Source organism: Rhodococcus sp. P4_F3_2 (genome assembly GCF_056401335.1).
On the sequence record NZ_JBFUJN010000003.1, the window covers coordinates 1 to 15,776 of the forward strand.

A 15,776-nucleotide genomic window follows, 5' to 3' on the forward strand; every position below is an offset into this window, starting at 1 on the left:
ATGCAGCACTGCGCGGCGGCGGCGACATGTCGGCCGCACGCGCCCGCGCATCGGAACTTGCGATACGAGCGTCGGCCGCGCTCGTCACTGCGACCGGAAGCCGCGCCCTCGTCGGCAGCAACACCCCCGAGCGGCTCATGCGAGAAGCCACCTTCACTCTTGTCGCGGCTGGTCGACCGGAGATCAAGACAGCTCTGGTGGAACGACTCAGCGGATACTGAGTCTGCACGGTTGCACTCGATTACGCTGGGGCTCATGACCAGTGGAGAACCAGTACTCATCCCGGCCGGAACCGTGTTCACGCCGGAGGACCTGACGTTCTATGCCGATCGCGACTCCCGCAGTCTCGACGACGCCATCGCCGAAGCCGACCTTCTTGTCAGTTGCCCACACTCGGGTTCCGCGATTCCAGCAGAACTCTCACGTTTTCTCGCACCCGAGTTCACACAGCGGCTGCAATTCGACTTCACCGACATGTCCACCAGTCCCATCGTGCGCCGTTGGGCCGAAATCGATTCGCGCATCGTGTACGTGGAGAATCCGCACCCTCGCATGATTCGCGATCCCAACCGTGCGAAGCCCGAAAACCTGGAAGCGTCACTGCGCGAAGCCTTCGCCCGCGTCCACAAGGCCGGTGCAGGCAACAAAGCAGACCTCACCGGCGTCGACGCAGTTCGCCCTGTCACCTTCTCGTTCTACCCCCTGTTGCTCGAGCCGACCGACGACGCGGGCTGGAAGAACCTCGCCGAGACCTTCACCGAGACAGCCGAACACGGTTTGGGTGTCTACGAAAGAACTCGCGACGCACTGATCGAAGCCATGGTGGAGAAGAGCTTCGAACTCGGTCGATCGTTCACGACGTTGTCGTTCCACGACACGATGAACCACACCACCCGGCGGGACGGCGCCGTCAATGTCGAACGGCCGGAAGCAGATCGACTCCCCGACGTCGTCGCACTCTCCAATCGTGGCGACCACCACGGCAATCGACGCGGCGACAATCCCGTGACGATGGATCCGGAGCTTATTCGCACACTTGCGGTCTCACATCGCAAGGGATTTCAGGTCGACGATCCAGATGCCGTCGCTCTCAATCAGCCGTACCTCGGCAGTTTCGAAATCATCCGAGCCGGAGCCAGATTCGCCGAATTGAGCGCCCGCGCCGCCGAAGCCGGGATCACGTTGAGTGCGGTTCAGGCCGAATTCAAACGAGAATTCCTACTGGGAGACGAACTGGCCGCATACATCATGGAACCCGGCCTCGATTGGCCTACACCCGACGCCGAACGGGTGGACCAGCTCGCCCACGCGTGCAAGGCGAGCTGGGACCACTACCGCAACAGCTGACTCAGCGATATCACTCAGGCTGACTCAGCGGTATCACTCAACCGAGTACGACTCCGAACACCGCGCCGGCCGCAATCGTCGTGACGGCCAAGATGATGGTCGGCAGGAAGAACGAGTGGTCGACGAGCTTGGAGCCGAGCTTCGTGCTGCCCGAGAGGTCGAAGTTCGCAGCTGCGATCTGTGAACCGTTTGTCGGCAACAGATAGACACCGGCAAAGGCTCCGGCCCACATGCCGCTCACCAGGCCGGGTGCAATCCCGGCAGCGAGACCGATCGGCACGATGGTCCTCGTCGCGGTCGACTGGCTGGTCGTCAGGACACAGACCAGGAAGACACCGAGCGCGAAGATCCATGGCGCGGCGTTGACCCAGTCGCCGACGGTGCTCGTGATCAGCTCCGAATGTGCGCTGATGAACGTGTCCGTCAGCCATGCCAGACCGAACAGCGCGATGGCCGAGACCATGCCGGCACGGAACACCGTCGACGAGGGCACGTCGGCAACGTTCGGGCGGCACACCAGCAGGATCAACGTACCGACGACGAACATCAGCATTTCGATGATCGGTGTCATCCCCATCGGGGAACCGTCGGCGGCTTCGGGGCGAATTCCCTTGAACAGGCCGAAGATCACGATGGCCATAACGCCGGCCAGGAAGATCAGTGCCGCGTTTCGTCCGGTCTTCGTCGAGACGAGTTCGGTCTTGGACGCTGCACCAGGTCCGGCCAATTCGCCCGACTTCATCTTCGCCTGTATGTCCGGGTCGTCGTCGAGATCCTTACCGAGCCTGTTGACCGCGATGGAGGAGAGGACGATGCCGACGACAGCGGCCGGGAAGGTGATCTTGATGATGTCGATGAGTTCGAAATCGTAAGGCGGCACGTCGGTCAGCGTGACCATCGCCGCCATCGCCGCGGACACCGGACTACACGCCAGCGCCACACCGGTCGAGACAACCGACAGCGACAGCGGCCGTGACGGCCGCACACCGTTCTTGTACGAGACGTCGTAGATGACGGGGAGCAGCGGGTAGAGGATGTTGGACGTACCGGCACCGACCGAGAACAGGAATGACACCAACGGCGCGATCAGCGTGATCTGTTTCGGGCGAGATTCGATCAACTTGGCCGCGATGGTGACCATCCAGTCGATACCACCGGCCGCCTGCATCATCGACGACGCGAGGACAACGGACAGGACGATGAGGAGAGCGTCGACCGGCGGACTGCCGACGTCCTCTCCGAAGACGAACACGAGGACGGCAACACCTGCGCCGCCCCACAGACCGAGAGCGACACCGCTCGATCTGGTACCCATGACAATCGCCCCGAGCACTACCGCCAGCTCGAGGACAATCTTGACTGCTTCCATCAGGCACTCGCCTTCTCGATAACAAGAGAATCGCTATAACAGGGCAAATAGTATGCTCTGCACTTCGGCTGCGGGCACGAACACGCTGTCGGTGGGAAGGGGCAATATGGTGGTCGTGACCAACGTCCTCGGTAGGTTCTCGCCCGCCACACGCGAGTGGTTCGGCGGCGCTTTCAGCGCTCCGACTGCTGCGCAGCTCGGTGCCTGGGAATCCATCGCGAGTGGCTCTCACACACTTGTCGTCGCACCCACCGGCTCCGGCAAGACATTGTCGGCGTTCCTGTGGGCCCTCGATCAACTCGCCGCGAAGGACGAAGGCGAACGCGCCACCAAAGTCCTCTACATTTCGCCACTCAAAGCGCTGGGCGTGGACGTCGAACGGAACCTTCGCGCGCCGCTGGTCGGCATCACACAAACTGCGAAACGTCTGGGCCTCACCCCGCCAGAGATCACCGTCGGTGTCCGTTCCGGCGATACGTCCCAGGCCGATCGGCGCTCGTTGATCAAGCGTCCTCCGGACATCCTGATCACGACGCCGGAGTCGTTGTTCCTCATGCTCACCTCCGCTGCCCGGGAAACACTGGTCGGCGTCGACACCGTGATCGTCGACGAGGTTCACGCGGTGGCGGGTACCAAGCGCGGCTCGCACCTTGCGCTCTCTCTGGAACGTCTGGACGGCTTGCTCGAGCGTCCGGCGCAACGCATCGGATTGTCGGCCACTGTCCGTCCCCACGAGGAGATCGGGCGGTTCCTCGCCGGTTCGGCACCGATCCGAATCGTGGCACCGCCTGCCGCCAAGACCTTCGATCTCACGGTCCGTGTCCCCGTCGAGGACATGACCGAATTGGGTATCGCGACGCCCGCCGACGGTTCCGAATCCCCCACCCCGCAAGCCGGTTCGATCTGGCCTCACGTCGAGGAACAGATCGTCGACCTCGTGCTCGATCACCGATCGTCCATCGTGTTCGCCAACTCTCGGCGCCTCGCCGAACGATTGACAGCCAGGCTCAACGAGATTCATGCAGAACGCATCGGTCTGGCCGTCGAGAAAACACCTCGCCCGCCCGCGCAGATCGGAGCTCCCACCGAGGTCAACTACGGCGCAGAACCCCTCCTTGCTCGCGCCCACCACGGATCGGTCAGCAAAGACCAGCGAGCCCTCATCGAAGACGACCTCAAATCGGGTCGATTGCGATGCGTCGTCGCCACCAGCAGTCTCGAACTCGGAATCGACATGGGCGCCGTCGACTTGGTCATCCAGGTGGAGGCGCCGCCTTCGGTTGCCAGCGGCCTGCAACGTGTCGGTCGCGCCGGCCACCAGGTCGGCGAGATCTCACGAGGCGTCGTCTTCCCCAAACATCGCACCGACCTGATTCACTGCGCGGTGACCGTCGAGCGCATGGTCGAAGGCAAGATCGAGGCGATGGCCGTTCCCGCCAATCCCCTCGACATCCTTGCCCAGCAAACTGTTGCGGCCACCGCTCTGGAACCGATCGACGTCGACGACTGGTTCGAGACGGTGCGCCGAAGCGGTTCCTTTGCAACGCTTCCCCGTTCGGCCTACGAGTCGACTCTGGATCTGCTCGCCGGGCGGTACCCCTCGGACGAGTTCGCCGAATTACGTCCGCGCCTGGTCTGGGATCGCGAGTCCAACACTCTGACGGGCCGCCCGGGTTCGCAGCGCTTGGCAGTCACTTCCGGCGGCGCCATCCCCGACCGCGGCCTCTTCACGGTCTACATGGTCGGTGAGAAAGCATCAAGAGTCGGCGAACTCGACGAAGAAATGGTCTACGAATCCCGGGTAGGCGACGTCTTTGCGCTCGGCGCCACCAGTTGGCGGATCGAGGAGATCACCTTCGATCGGGTTCTGGTCAGCCCCGCCTACGGCATGCCCGGTCGTTTGCCCTTCTGGCATGGCGACGGACTCGGTCGCCCTGCCGAACTCGGACAGGCGTTGGGACAATTCGTTCGAGAGACCGCGCTGGGTAATGAAGCCGACGTCGTCGAGCGTTGTCGCGTGGGCGGGCTCGATCACAACGCCACAACCAATCTGATCCAACTCGTCGGTGAGCAGAAGAATGCCACCGGGCAGGTCCCGTCGGATCGAACATTGGTTGTCGAGCGCTTCCGCGACGAACTCGGCGATTGGCGTCTGGTGCTGCATTCCCCGTACGGCCAACGGGTTCACGCACCGTGGGCCCTCGCCATCGGGGCCCGCTTGCAGGAACGATACGGCGTCGATTCCAGTCCGACGGCCTCCGACGACGGCATCATCATCCGTCTCCCCGACACCGAGAACGAACCTCCCGGCGCCGAACTGTTCACCTTCGACGTCGAGGACATCGAAGATCTGGTCACCCAGGAGGTGGGTGGCTCGGCATTGTTCGCCTCCCGATTCCGCGAATGTGCCGCCCGCGCACTGCTTCTCCCACGCCGCAATCCCGGCAAGCGTGCTCCACTGTGGCAGCAACGTCAGCGGTCGGCGCAACTGCTGGACGTCGCTCGCAAGTTCCCGACATTCCCGATCCTGCTCGAGACCGTGCGTGAGTGCTTGCAGGACGTCTACGACCTGCCGGCACTGAAGGAATTGTTCGGCAAGATCGAACGGCGCCAGATTCGAATAGTCGAAGTGGAGACGCCCTCGCCTTCACCGTTCGCAAGTGCGCTCCTGTTCAACTACGTGGGCGCGTTCATGTACGAGGGCGACAGCCCCCTGGCCGAGCGACGCGCCGCCGCACTGTCGTTGGACTCCACGCTGTTGGCCGAACTCCTCGGCCGCGTCGAACTGCGCGAGCTGCTCGACGCCGGAGTGATCGAGCAGGCAGAACGTGAACTGCAACGGCTCGCTCCGGACCGCAAGGCCAAGGACCTCGAGGGCGTCGCCGACCTTCTCCGTATGCTCGGCCCGCTGACCACCGAAGAAGTCACCGAACGCTGTCTCGAAGATCCGGTCTCGTGGCTCGACAAGTTGGTCGCAGACAAACGTGCCCTCCACGTCTCCTATGCGGGCGAGAGTTGGTGGACCGTCGTCGAAGATGCAGCGCGCCTTCGCGATGGACTCGGCGTTCCCCTACCCATCGGGGTTCCGGCCGCGTTCATCGAGCCGGTCGATCAGCCACTCGACGACCTCCTGAGCCGATACGCACGCACCCACGGACCATTCACTCTCACGGATGCGGCTGCACGCTTCGGTATCGGAGTATCCGTCGCGCGTGACGTTCTCGGTCGGCTCGCGCTCGAAAAGCGTGTTCTCGAAGGAGAATTCCGACCGTCTGCAACTGGGAGCGAATGGTGCGACGCCGAAGTCCTGCGCCGCTTGCGGCGTCGCTCGCTCGCCGCGGCACGGCAGGAGGTCGAGCCGGTCAGTACCGCAACGCTCGGACGTTTCCTTCCCGGTTGGCAGCATGTGGGCGGCACGCTGCGCGGAATCGACGGTGTTGCAACGGTAGTCGATCAACTTGCGGGCGTACCGATTCCGGCGTCCGCCCTCGAATCGTTGATCCTGCCGAGCCGAGTCGCCGACTACTCCCCCGCGATGTTGGACGAACTCACCTCGACGGGCGAAGTCCTGTGGTCCGGATCCGGAGCAATCTCCGGCAAAGACGGGTGGGTAGTTCTGCACCCCGCCGACCTGGCACCGATCACGCTCAATTCGCCCGCCGACACCGACGTCTCGGAGTTGCAGAAACGCATCCTCGACCTGCTGTCCGGCGGCGGTGCCTACTTCTTCCGCCAGTTGGTCGACGCGTTGCAAACTACGGAGTCGGCTGCAGACACGGTCGACAGTGCGGTGACGACGGCACTGTGGGAGTTGGTGTGGCTCGGACACATCGGTAACGACACCGTGGCACCGCTGCGCGCACTTCTCTCGGACACCACCAGAACCACCACAAGTCACCGATCGCCTCGACGTGTTCCTCGTGCCCGTCCGTACCGCGGAATGGCGCGCGCTTCCACCCCGGCTCGCACGGGACCGGCAACCGCTTCCGGTCGGTGGTTCCAACTGCCGGCCATCGAACCGGACCCGACCATCCGGGCGCACGCCACGGCCGATCTGTTACTCGAACGGTACGGCGTAGTCACCCGCGGATCGGTGATGAGCGAGAACGTGCCGGGCGGTTTCGCGTTGATCTACAAGGTACTGAGCACGTTCGAGGACAACGGGCGCGCTCGACGCGGATACTTCGTGGACACCCTGGGCGGCGCTCAATTCTCGACGCCTCCCGTGGTCGACCGCTTGCGCACGTTCGGTGATTCCATCGAGGGGCGCCACACCTCCTCGGCTGCAGTCACTCTCGCGGCGTGCGACCCGGCCAATCCCTACGGCGCCGCACTGCCGTGGCCGGCGTCGGGGGGCGAAGAGTCACCCGGACACCGACCCGGACGTAAGGCGGGAGCACTGGTCGTTCTGGTGGAGGGCGAGTTGGTTCTGTTCGTCGAGCGCGGCGGTCGCACCATCCTGACATTCACCGACGACGGCGGAACTTTGCGCCTGGCAGCGCTGTCGCTTGCCCAGAAGGTGACTTCTCGCGCTGTCGACAAGTTGGTAGTGGAGAAGGTCGACGGAGAGACCATCCACGGCAACGATTTTGCTCCCGTCCTGGTCGAAGCCGGCTTCGCCGCCACTCCTCGCGGATTCCGGTTGAGGTCATGAGGATTGAGGTCATGATGGTTGCGATCGTGAAGTGCTGGAGCGGCGACCATGCCTGAGGGCGATACCGTGTGGCGGGCCGCCAACGATCTGCGCGCAGCCCTGGCCGAGAAGGTACTCACCACTTGCGATGTCCGCGTTCCTCGCTATGCCACCGTGGATCTGTCGGGTCATCGTGTGGATTCCGTCGCCAGCCGCGGAAAGCATCTGCTGATCCGCGTGGGCGAAGCGTCCATTCACACGCATCTGAAGATGGAGGGTCAGTGGCAGATTTATCGCCCCGGCGAGCGCTGGCGCAGACCCGCCCACCAAGCGCGCATAATCTTGGCCACCGAAGACTCTGTAGCAGTGGGCTTTTCACTGGGAATCACCGAGATCCTCGAACTGGGGCAGGAACAGGAGGCCGTCGGGCACCTCGGACCGGACCTGCTCGGGACCGATTGGGACAGTTCCGTGGCCGTCGAGAATCTTCGCGCTGCAGACTCCGTACCGATCGGAATCGCGCTCCTGGATCAGCGCGTGATGGCCGGACTGGGCAACGTGTACCGCAACGAGATCTGCTTCCTACGAGGCATTCACCCGAAGACGCCGACACACCGCGCCGGGAACCTCGACGCGATTGTGGATCTGTCATTCCGCACCATCAACGTCAACAAGTCGCGTCGCATCCGGGTCACCACCGGCGACACCCGCCCAGGTAGGCAAACGTGGGTGTACGGCAGACGCGGAAAACCTTGCCGCCGATGCGGAACCCGCATCAGAGAAGACACCCTCGGACCGGATCAGCTCACCGAGCGAAATATCTTCTTCTGCCCCGTGTGCCAGCCGTTCACGCCTGGTTAGCGTTGATCAGCAGCCGGACGCAATGGCGCACAAATCGCTCGCGCTCGACGACGATCGAGCCGTCCAGATAACCGATGAACAGTGTGAACAACGCCCCGACCAGCCCGACTGCCACCAGCTGCTTGTCCACCGGATCAGCAATCTCGGACAACTGGTCGTACACCAGGTCCACGAACGCCGGCATCGATTCGATACCGCGTCCGCTCAGCACCGGCTCCGAGAGCGGAGCGATCAGAAGCACTCGCCCCATTGCCGGGTCGTCGACCATCAGCTTGACGAAAGCGTCGACCGCAGCGGTGGCGACTGCCTCGGATGTCGTCTCGGACTCCACTGCCGTGGCGAGCGCCGACTGCGCGCGCTCGGCGACAAACGTGTGGACCGCGACAACGTACTGATCGCGATCGGTGAAGCTCTCGTAGAAGTACCGCTCGGTCAGACCAGCGGCCTTGCAGACCGCTCGCACGTTGACGGCCGGACCGTCGACCGCACCGAGCAGTGTCACTCCGACGTCGAACAACGTCGCCTTTCGAGTGGCCCTGCGTTCTTCGATGCTCACAACTTCCCCACTTCTCCGACACTTGTTCTTCAATGCACCCGGTATTCGATCCTTGACTACCGCTGTTGTCGATCCTAATCTGACAACATGCGTAGTCAACTTGGCGACAGCAGCACCCCGGTTCCCCTCGGTCCGGATTCCCTGACCTGGAAGTATTTCGGCGACTGGCGCGGGATGCTCCAAGGTGTCTGGGCAGGTTCGATGCAAAACATGCACCCTGGTCTCGGCGCCGGGGTCGAGGAGCACTCGCAGTTCTTCGACGAGCGCTGGGAACGGCTGTACCGCTCGCTGTATCCCATTGCCGGCGTGGTCTTCGACGGCGATCGCGCGCAGCAGACAGCCGAAGAAGTCCGTGGCTATCACACACGGATCAAGGGCATCGACAAGCTGGGACGCCGGTACCACGCACTTGATCCCGACACCTTCTACTGGGCGCACGCGACATTCTTCATGGGCACCATCGTCACCGCCGAGAACTTCTCCGGTGGCCTGACCGAGGCCCAGAAACGACAACTCTTCACCGAGCACATTCAGTGGTACCGCCTGTACGGGATGAGCATGCGCCCGGTTCCCGAAACCTGGGAAGCATTTCAGGAGTATTGGGACCACATGTGCCGCAACGTACTCGAAGACAACAAAGCGACCCGCGACGTCTTGGATTTGTCGGGGCTGGGAAAGCCCCCGTACATGACGTGGCTACCCGATCCCTTGTGGCGGCTCACGCGGATTCCCCTCGCCCGCGGATTCGTGTGGCTGACAGTGGGCATGTACGACCAACCGGTTCGCGACCTTCTCGGCTACTCGTGGACCAGTCGCGATCAGAAAATTCACAACGCTGTCGGCCGCACCGTCAACGCCGTCTTCCGCCTGGTGCCGTGGCGATACCGGTATCAACCGCGCGCTCGCGCGGGGTGGGACCGAGCCAGCGGCAGAATTCCCGCCGGGGCGCCACTGGTCCACACGCCGGCCCGCAATCTACCGCCGCTCGAGCAGCGAGATAATCCGATGCACTACAGCCCGAGCGTCTGATCTGCCATGCTCTGAACATGGAGTGGGACCTGCGAACACTGCTGAACCGGCCGATCACGTCTCACGGTGCGCCGCTGGGACAAGAACGTGTGGCGGCGAGAACCACCGCGTACATCTACGGCAACATTCTTGTCCTCGCCGCACTCGTCCCGGTGACAAAATCTCAGGAATCACTGGGCGCCGCGATTGTGGTCGGCACGGCATTGTCGACGTACATCGCCCACACATTTGCCGAGAGCGTCGGCGAGAGCATTCGCAACGACCGCCGTCTCACCACCGCGGAGAGAATCGACTCGCTGCGCGATTCTGTCCCGATCCTCACCTCTGCGGTTGTTCCTGTCGCCATTCTCGCGACGGCGTGGTTCAACTTCCTGGAACCACGGACGGCGCAGTTGATCGCGGAAATCGTCTTGATCCTGCGCATCGGATCCACCAGTTACGTGATCAGCCGTCTTCACGGCGAGAAAGTCAGCACGAACACACATCTGGCAGCCTTCGGCCTCGCTGCCGTCGCCACCCTCATAGTCGGCTTGAAGATAGTGCTCACTCATTGACGAGCCACAACTGCAAATTGCCAGGCCTGAAGGGGTACTGCCGTTACCCGGCTGAGCAGTCACTCCCACCGAACCAGTGGCCGCCGCTACCGTGGACGACATGAGCATCCCGAGCCTGAAACTGAACAACGGCGTCGACATCCCCGCGCTGGGCTTCGGCGTCTACCAGACCCCGCCGGACGAAACTCTCGCCGCAGTCGAGTCCGCGCTTTCGGTGGGTTATCGCCATATCGATACGGCTGCGGCCTACGGCAACGAGAAGGGCGTCGGCGAGGCGATCCGGCGATCCGGTCTCGATCGCGGTGAGATCTTCGTCGAAACGAAAGTCTGGATCACCGACTACGGATACGACGAGACCTTGCACGCCTTCGACAAGAGCGCAGGCAAACTCGGAGTCGAGCAACTTGACCTCCTCATCCTTCACCAGGCGTTGCCGAGCGAGTTCGAGCGCACCATCGACGCATACAAGGCCCTGGAAACACTTCTCGCAGACGGCAAGGTTCGTGCCATCGGAGTCAGTAACTTCATGCCGGATCACCTCACCCGACTATTGGACGCAACGTCCGTAGTGCCGGCGGTCAACCAGATCGAGGTCCATCCATACTTCAGGCAGTCGACCTTGCTCGAGGCCGACGCCGATCACGGCATTCTGTCTCAGGCCTGGTCACCGATCGGCGGAATCACGTTCTATCGCGACGGCTCTCACGGCTCAACCCTCGAGGACGCCACCATCGGCGCTATCGCTTCCTCTCACGGCAAGTCTCCCGCACAGGTGATGCTCCGCTGGCACCTCCAGCAGGGCCGCCAGGTGATCCCCAAGTCGGTGACTCCCTCACGCATCGCGGAGAACTTCGACGTGTTCGACTTCGAACTCACCGCCGAAGAACTCTCCGCAATCGACGCACTCGACACCGGAGTTCGCGGTGGTCCCGAACCCGAGGTCATCACTCGCGAGAAGTTCGGAATCGAGATCCCCGAAGCGTGAAAAACCCAGCAGCTCGGGTGGTCTAGCTGGCGCTCCACCCTCCGTCGATGGTGTACGACGCCCCCGTCACCATCGACGCCTCGGTCGATGCCAACCAGCCCACCAGCGATGCCACCTCCGCAGGCTCGACCATCCGTTTGATTGCGCTCTCGGTGAGCATCACCTTTTCGACAACCTCGGATTCACTGATTCCGTGAACCTTTGCCTGGTCGGAGATCTGGGATCGCACCAGTGGCGTCAGGACGTAGCCCGGATTGACGCAGTTGCTGGTGACACCGTGTGGGGCGCCTTCGAGCGCAACAACTTTCGACAGTCCTTCGAGTCCGTGCTTAGCCGTGACGTATGCACTCTTGAATGCCGAAGCGCGGAGCCCGTGGACCGAGGAAATGTTCACGATGCGACCGAAACTGTTGCGGTACATGTGCGGCAGGGCGGCCCGAGCGAGGAGGAATGGCGCTTCGACCATGAGGCGCTGAATCTTCCGGAAGTCCTCGACGTCGAAATCCTCGATAGGACTGACCCGTTGAATGCCGGCGTTGTTGACGAGTATGTCCGTTTCGAGTGACAGATCCACGAGTTGGTCGGTGTCGAGGAGATCGACGGCCCACGCCGATCCCGCTGGCACCACCGGTGACCAGAGCAGACTTTCCGGTCAGCGTCATACAGACACACCGGCCCGCTCGTCGGCGAGAACACGGGCGTCAGCGGCGTCGACGGACTCGAGCGAGATTCCCTTGGTCTCCCGCGCGAAAATGACTGCAACGATGGTGACCAGGGATGCCAGCAGGAGATAGATCGCGATGGGGACCGAGGAGTCGAACTTGCTCAGCAATCCGGTCGCGATGATCGGAGCCAGTGAACCCGCCACGATCGACGTGACCTGATAACCCAGGGAGACACCGGAGTAGCGCATCCGAGTCGGGAACATCTCGGCCATGATCGCGGGTTGGCCTGCGTACATGAACGCGTGGAACACGAGCCCGATGATGATCGCCGACAAGATGACTGCATTGTGCCCGCTGTTCATCATCGGGAAGGCGAAGAATCCCCACGTTCCGGCGGTGACGGCGCCGATCATGTACACCGGGCGTCGACCGATCGTGTCGGACAGTTTGCCTACCAACGGAATCACTGCGAAGTGCACGGCATGTGCCATCAGCATCCACCAGAGGATGTGCGCCGTGTCCGCATGAACGACGACCTTGAGGTAAGTGATCGAGAAGGTCACCACGAGGTAGTACATGACGTTTTCGGCGAAACGCAGCCCCATCGCGGTCAACACTCCGCGCGGGTAACGCTTGACGACCTCGAAAACGCTGTACGAGGTTGCCTTGACCAGTTCTGCTTCCTTCTGCGCCGCAATGAAAATGGGAGCATCGGTGACCTTGGTCCGAACGTAGTACCCGACCAGAACGATCACCGCGGAGAGCCAGAAGGCAACGCGCCAGCCCCAACTCATGAAGGATTCGTCCGAGAGCGTCGACGTCAGGATCAACAGCACGACCGTCGCCACCAGGTTGCCCATCGGCACGCCGGCCTGAGGCCACGAAGACCAGAATCCGCGCGATCGATTCGGGCTGTGCTCGGCGACCAGGAGTACCGCCCCACCCCATTCGCCGCCGACCGCGAATCCTTGGATGAAGCGCAGCGTGACCAGCATTGCCGGCGCCCAGTAGCCGATCTGACCGTAGGTAGGCAGGCATCCCATCAAGAACGTTGCGGCGCCGACCAACAGCAAACTGAACTGCAGCAACTGCTTTCGGCCGAATTTGTCTCCGAAGTATCCGAAGACGATTCCGCCGAGTGGCCGGGCGGCGAATCCGACGGCGTAGGTGATGAAAGCCGCGATGATCGCATCCAGCTCGTTGCCGCCGCCCGGGAAGAAGACCTTGCTGAAGACCAGCGTGGCCGCCGTGCCGTACAGAAAGAACTCGTACCACTCGACCACGGTGCCCGCCATCGAGGCGCCGACCACCTTCTTCAGCCCCGATGGTGGGGCTTGGCTCTCGGGCTTCGGCATGTTGTCGACGCTCATCGTGGACTCCCTCGTCTTCAGTTCGCGATTCGCCTGCTCTTCACGATCAGGAATGTGACCGCTCGCACACTTTTTGTGACTCGATGAGTATCAGTGCAGATTGATGGCGCGACAATGACAAATCTCGCACCATATAGGTGCAAAAATGCAGATATGACTCTCGGACTGAGCCCGGACGACCTACTGGTGCTTCTCGCGGTCGGTCGCACCGGTCGCTTCAACACCGCCGCCGACGACCTCGGCCTCAATCACACCACCATCTCGCGCCGCATTTCCTCGCTCGAGAAGTGTCTCGGCGGCCGTGTCCTGGTTCGCTCGTCCGGCGGCTGGGAGCTGACCGACCTGGGCAGACAAGCCCTCAGCGCGGCCGAGCGCATCGAGGCTGCGGTGAACGAACTGGCGCTCGACTCCACCGGTCAGCAGCAACTCGACGGCGTCGTGCGAGTCTCGGCGACCGACGGATTCAGCGCATACATCGCGGCGCCCGCCGGCGCCGCGGTTCGCAGACGCCATCCCCGCGTCAGCGTCGAGATTGTTGTCGCAACCAGAAAGGCGTCGCAGATACGCTCGGGTCTCGACATCGAGGTTGTGGTCGGCAAGCCTCACGTTCACCGCGCCGAAGCAGTCCATCTGGCCGACTACGCGCTGGGTTTGTACGCGTCCCGAGACTATCTACGTCAGAATGCTGTTCCCGAGAGTGCCGCAGATCTGGCCGATCACTCGCTGGTGTACTTCATCGACTCGATGCTGCAGGTCGACGAACTCGATCTGGCTCGCAAGCTCACGGTTTCCATGCGCGAGGCCGTCACGTCCACCAACGTGTTCGTACACATCGAGGCAACGCGCGCGGGTGCCGGCATCGGCCTTCTCCCCTGTTTCATGGCCGAGCAGCACGACGATTTGATTCGCGTTCTACCGGCTCACATCGAGGTGAGACTTTCCTATTGGTTGGTGGCCCGTTCGGAATCCTTGCGACGCCCGGAAGTCGCAGCGGTGGTGACAGCTCTTCGAGAGACGGTGGATCGCAAGCGATCTCAACTCCTCGGTTCTCCCGGAACGAACGAAGCGCTCAGTCCAGAGTCGAACGATGCTGGACGATGACCTTGCGCGCCAATTCGGCGATCTTGACGTTCATGTTTTGTGAGGTTCGCACCAGAATGTCGAAGGCCTCGTCGTCGGACACACGATGCAGTGCCATCAGCAGACCGACGGCCTGACCGATTTCGCGGCTGCTTGCCAGACCACGTCGCAGCGAGTCGGCATCCTCGCCTCGCGTCAGCGCAGTGACGGCCACGGATGCAAATGACGCCAACATGATCGCGTGGTCGGCAACGGTTTCGGTGAAAGCCCCCGGAGTGTCCGAGAAGAGGTTGAGGGCACCGAACTTCTGACGATCGACCATCAGCCGGAACCCCATCGATCCGCGAATGGGTGTCTCTGCCACTACTTTCCGAGCGAACTCGGGCCACTGATTCGGGGTGCGAAGGTCCGACTCGAGTTGCGGCGCCTCCGTATCGAGGGCGTCGATGCACGGCCCCTCACCGGTGGCACGCTCGAGATCGTCTGCATAATCGGCGATCTCGTCGCTCGCCGCTACGGTGACGTTGGTGTTTCCACGTCGCAGCATCAGACTTGCGTGGTCGCAACCGGGAATCAACTCGACAGCCGCCGAACAGATCGCGGAGTACACCTCGGCGCTGTCTGCCGCGGAGTAGAGGATCTCCGCCAACGCCGCGAACACTGCCTTGGGTTCTGTCAGTGCTTGGTCGCGCTCAGCCATCTCCATACACCTCGGGGTCTACCGTTCATCGAATTCTTCATCGAACGGTACAAACCTTACTTACTCGACCTGATGGGGTCGCCGCCGCTCGCCGATTCCCGCCCGTCCGTCCCCTGGAAAGCCTCCGTAGCTGCGCGGTGATGCAGCGCCGTGACCGTGGTGATCTGCTTGGACACCAGGTCGTTGAGTTCGCGATACTGCTCCTCGGTCTCCCCGGCCGGAATGTCTCGCAGGACCTCCCACATCGCACTCTTGCCGCACAGCGCGGTCCGCATGATCTCGAGCGTTGCCAACTTCACGAGGCGATTACGCCAGATGGCGTCGACATGGACGAGACGTCTGATCCGATTGACCGTCGCGTCGATCTTGGAGTACCGCGGCAGAGATATGCCCTGGGTGTCCTCGATAAGTTGCAGCAGCTGCTCGATCTCGTACTCGAGCTCGCCCGGCAACGAATCCAGCTCACCGTCGGCCCAGACGCCGTACGAGTCCGAGAGTGACCGCGAGAGTTGCAGCCCCACCATCGCCCCGCACAGGTGAGTGACCAGATAGCCGGTAGCTATGTGTTCCTCAGCAGATCGCGACCGATTACCGAACATTGAGATCCTCCTGGGCGACGCTCGACCG

At 62.5% G+C, this 15,776-nt stretch carries 13 protein-coding genes and 1 pseudogene; 8 read left to right on the top strand and 6 right to left on the bottom strand.

Going from position 1 to position 15,776, the window contains the following annotated elements; all coding sequences use genetic code 11:
- Together AC1DWA_RS04005 and AC1DWA_RS04010 are read left to right on the top strand one after the other, a co-directional pair.
- Positions 1-221, top strand: a 221-nt coding sequence (locus tag AC1DWA_RS04005; RefSeq protein ID WP_477916485.1) for an acyl-CoA dehydrogenase family protein, incomplete at its 5' end; no start/stop codon positions are given.
- Between the two features lie 34 nt (positions 222-255).
- A complete protein-coding gene (locus tag AC1DWA_RS04010) occupies positions 256-1,347 on the top strand; it encodes an N-formylglutamate amidohydrolase (protein WP_020969180.1) in 1,092 nt (363 codons plus the stop codon).
- A 37-nt stretch (positions 1,348-1,384) separates the two neighbouring features.
- Here the strand turns inward: AC1DWA_RS04010 and AC1DWA_RS04015 are convergent, their stop codons facing one another.
- A complete protein-coding gene (locus AC1DWA_RS04015; protein ID WP_428690626.1) occupies positions 1,385-2,716 on the bottom strand; it encodes an anaerobic C4-dicarboxylate transporter family protein in 1,332 nt (443 codons plus the stop codon).
- Between the two features lie 106 nt (positions 2,717-2,822).
- Between AC1DWA_RS04015 and AC1DWA_RS04020 the strand changes: the two genes are divergently transcribed.
- A complete protein-coding gene (locus AC1DWA_RS04020; protein ID WP_031330957.1) occupies positions 2,823-7,370 on the top strand; it encodes an ATP-dependent helicase in 4,548 nt (1,515 codons plus the stop codon).
- Positions 7,371-7,418: 48 nt separating this feature from the next.
- Positions 7,419-8,210, top strand: coding sequence for a DNA-formamidopyrimidine glycosylase family protein (locus AC1DWA_RS04025; RefSeq protein ID WP_019747722.1), 792 nt, complete (start codon positions 7,419-7,421; stop codon positions 8,208-8,210).
- On the opposite strand, the gene AC1DWA_RS04030 is transcribed toward AC1DWA_RS04025, so the two are convergent.
- The gene (locus AC1DWA_RS04030; RefSeq protein WP_019747721.1) at positions 8,197-8,766 is read right to left on the bottom strand and encodes a TetR/AcrR family transcriptional regulator; all 570 of its coding nucleotides are present in this window, start codon (positions 8,764-8,766) and stop codon (positions 8,197-8,199) included. The genes AC1DWA_RS04025 and AC1DWA_RS04030 overlap by 14 nt on opposite strands.
- An 87-nt stretch (positions 8,767-8,853) precedes the next feature.
- On the opposite strand from AC1DWA_RS04030, the gene AC1DWA_RS04035 reads away from it, so the two are divergent.
- The 3 genes from AC1DWA_RS04035 to AC1DWA_RS04045 all read left to right on the top strand — a co-directional run bounded on the left by AC1DWA_RS04035 (position 8,854) and on the right by AC1DWA_RS04045 (position 11,334).
- Positions 8,854-9,795, top strand: a complete 942-nt coding sequence (locus AC1DWA_RS04035) for an oxygenase MpaB family protein (RefSeq protein ID WP_477846075.1) — start codon at positions 8,854-8,856, stop codon at positions 9,793-9,795.
- A 17-nt stretch (positions 9,796-9,812) separates the two neighbouring features.
- Complete coding sequence (locus AC1DWA_RS04040; RefSeq protein ID WP_019747719.1) at positions 9,813-10,349, top strand: hypothetical protein; 537 nt, start codon at positions 9,813-9,815, stop codon at positions 10,347-10,349.
- Between the two features lie 100 nt (positions 10,350-10,449).
- Positions 10,450-11,334 carry an aldo/keto reductase gene (locus tag AC1DWA_RS04045; RefSeq protein WP_099697419.1) on the top strand — a complete coding sequence of 295 codons (885 nt, stop codon included), beginning with the start codon at positions 10,450-10,452 and terminating at the stop codon, positions 11,332-11,334.
- 22 nt (positions 11,335-11,356) lie between these two features.
- Here the strand turns inward: AC1DWA_RS04045 and AC1DWA_RS04050 are convergent.
- Both AC1DWA_RS04050 and AC1DWA_RS04055 read right to left on the bottom strand, forming a co-directional pair.
- Positions 11,357-11,950: pseudogene (locus AC1DWA_RS04050) on the bottom strand (SDR family oxidoreductase); the annotation flags it as partial.
- Positions 11,951-11,992: 42 nt separating this feature from the next.
- Positions 11,993-13,369 carry an MFS transporter gene (locus tag AC1DWA_RS04055; RefSeq protein ID WP_020969173.1) on the bottom strand — a complete coding sequence of 459 codons (1,377 nt, stop codon included), beginning with the start codon at positions 13,367-13,369 and terminating at the stop codon, positions 11,993-11,995.
- Positions 13,370-13,522: 153 nt separating this feature from the next.
- On the opposite strand from AC1DWA_RS04055, the gene AC1DWA_RS04060 reads away from it, so the two are divergent.
- A complete protein-coding gene (locus tag AC1DWA_RS04060; RefSeq protein WP_021332532.1) occupies positions 13,523-14,470 on the top strand; it encodes a LysR family transcriptional regulator in 948 nt (315 codons plus the stop codon).
- Here the strand turns inward: AC1DWA_RS04060 and AC1DWA_RS04065 are convergent.
- The gene (locus AC1DWA_RS04065; RefSeq protein WP_019747714.1) at positions 14,439-15,155 is read right to left on the bottom strand and encodes a GAF and ANTAR domain-containing protein; all 717 of its coding nucleotides are present in this window, start codon (positions 15,153-15,155) and stop codon (positions 14,439-14,441) included. The genes AC1DWA_RS04060 and AC1DWA_RS04065 overlap by 32 nt on opposite strands.
- A gap of 50 nt (positions 15,156-15,205) precedes the next feature.
- A complete protein-coding gene (locus AC1DWA_RS04070) occupies positions 15,206-15,748 on the bottom strand; it encodes a hypothetical protein (protein WP_019747713.1) in 543 nt (180 codons plus the stop codon).
- Between the last annotated feature and the right edge of the window lie 28 nt (positions 15,749-15,776).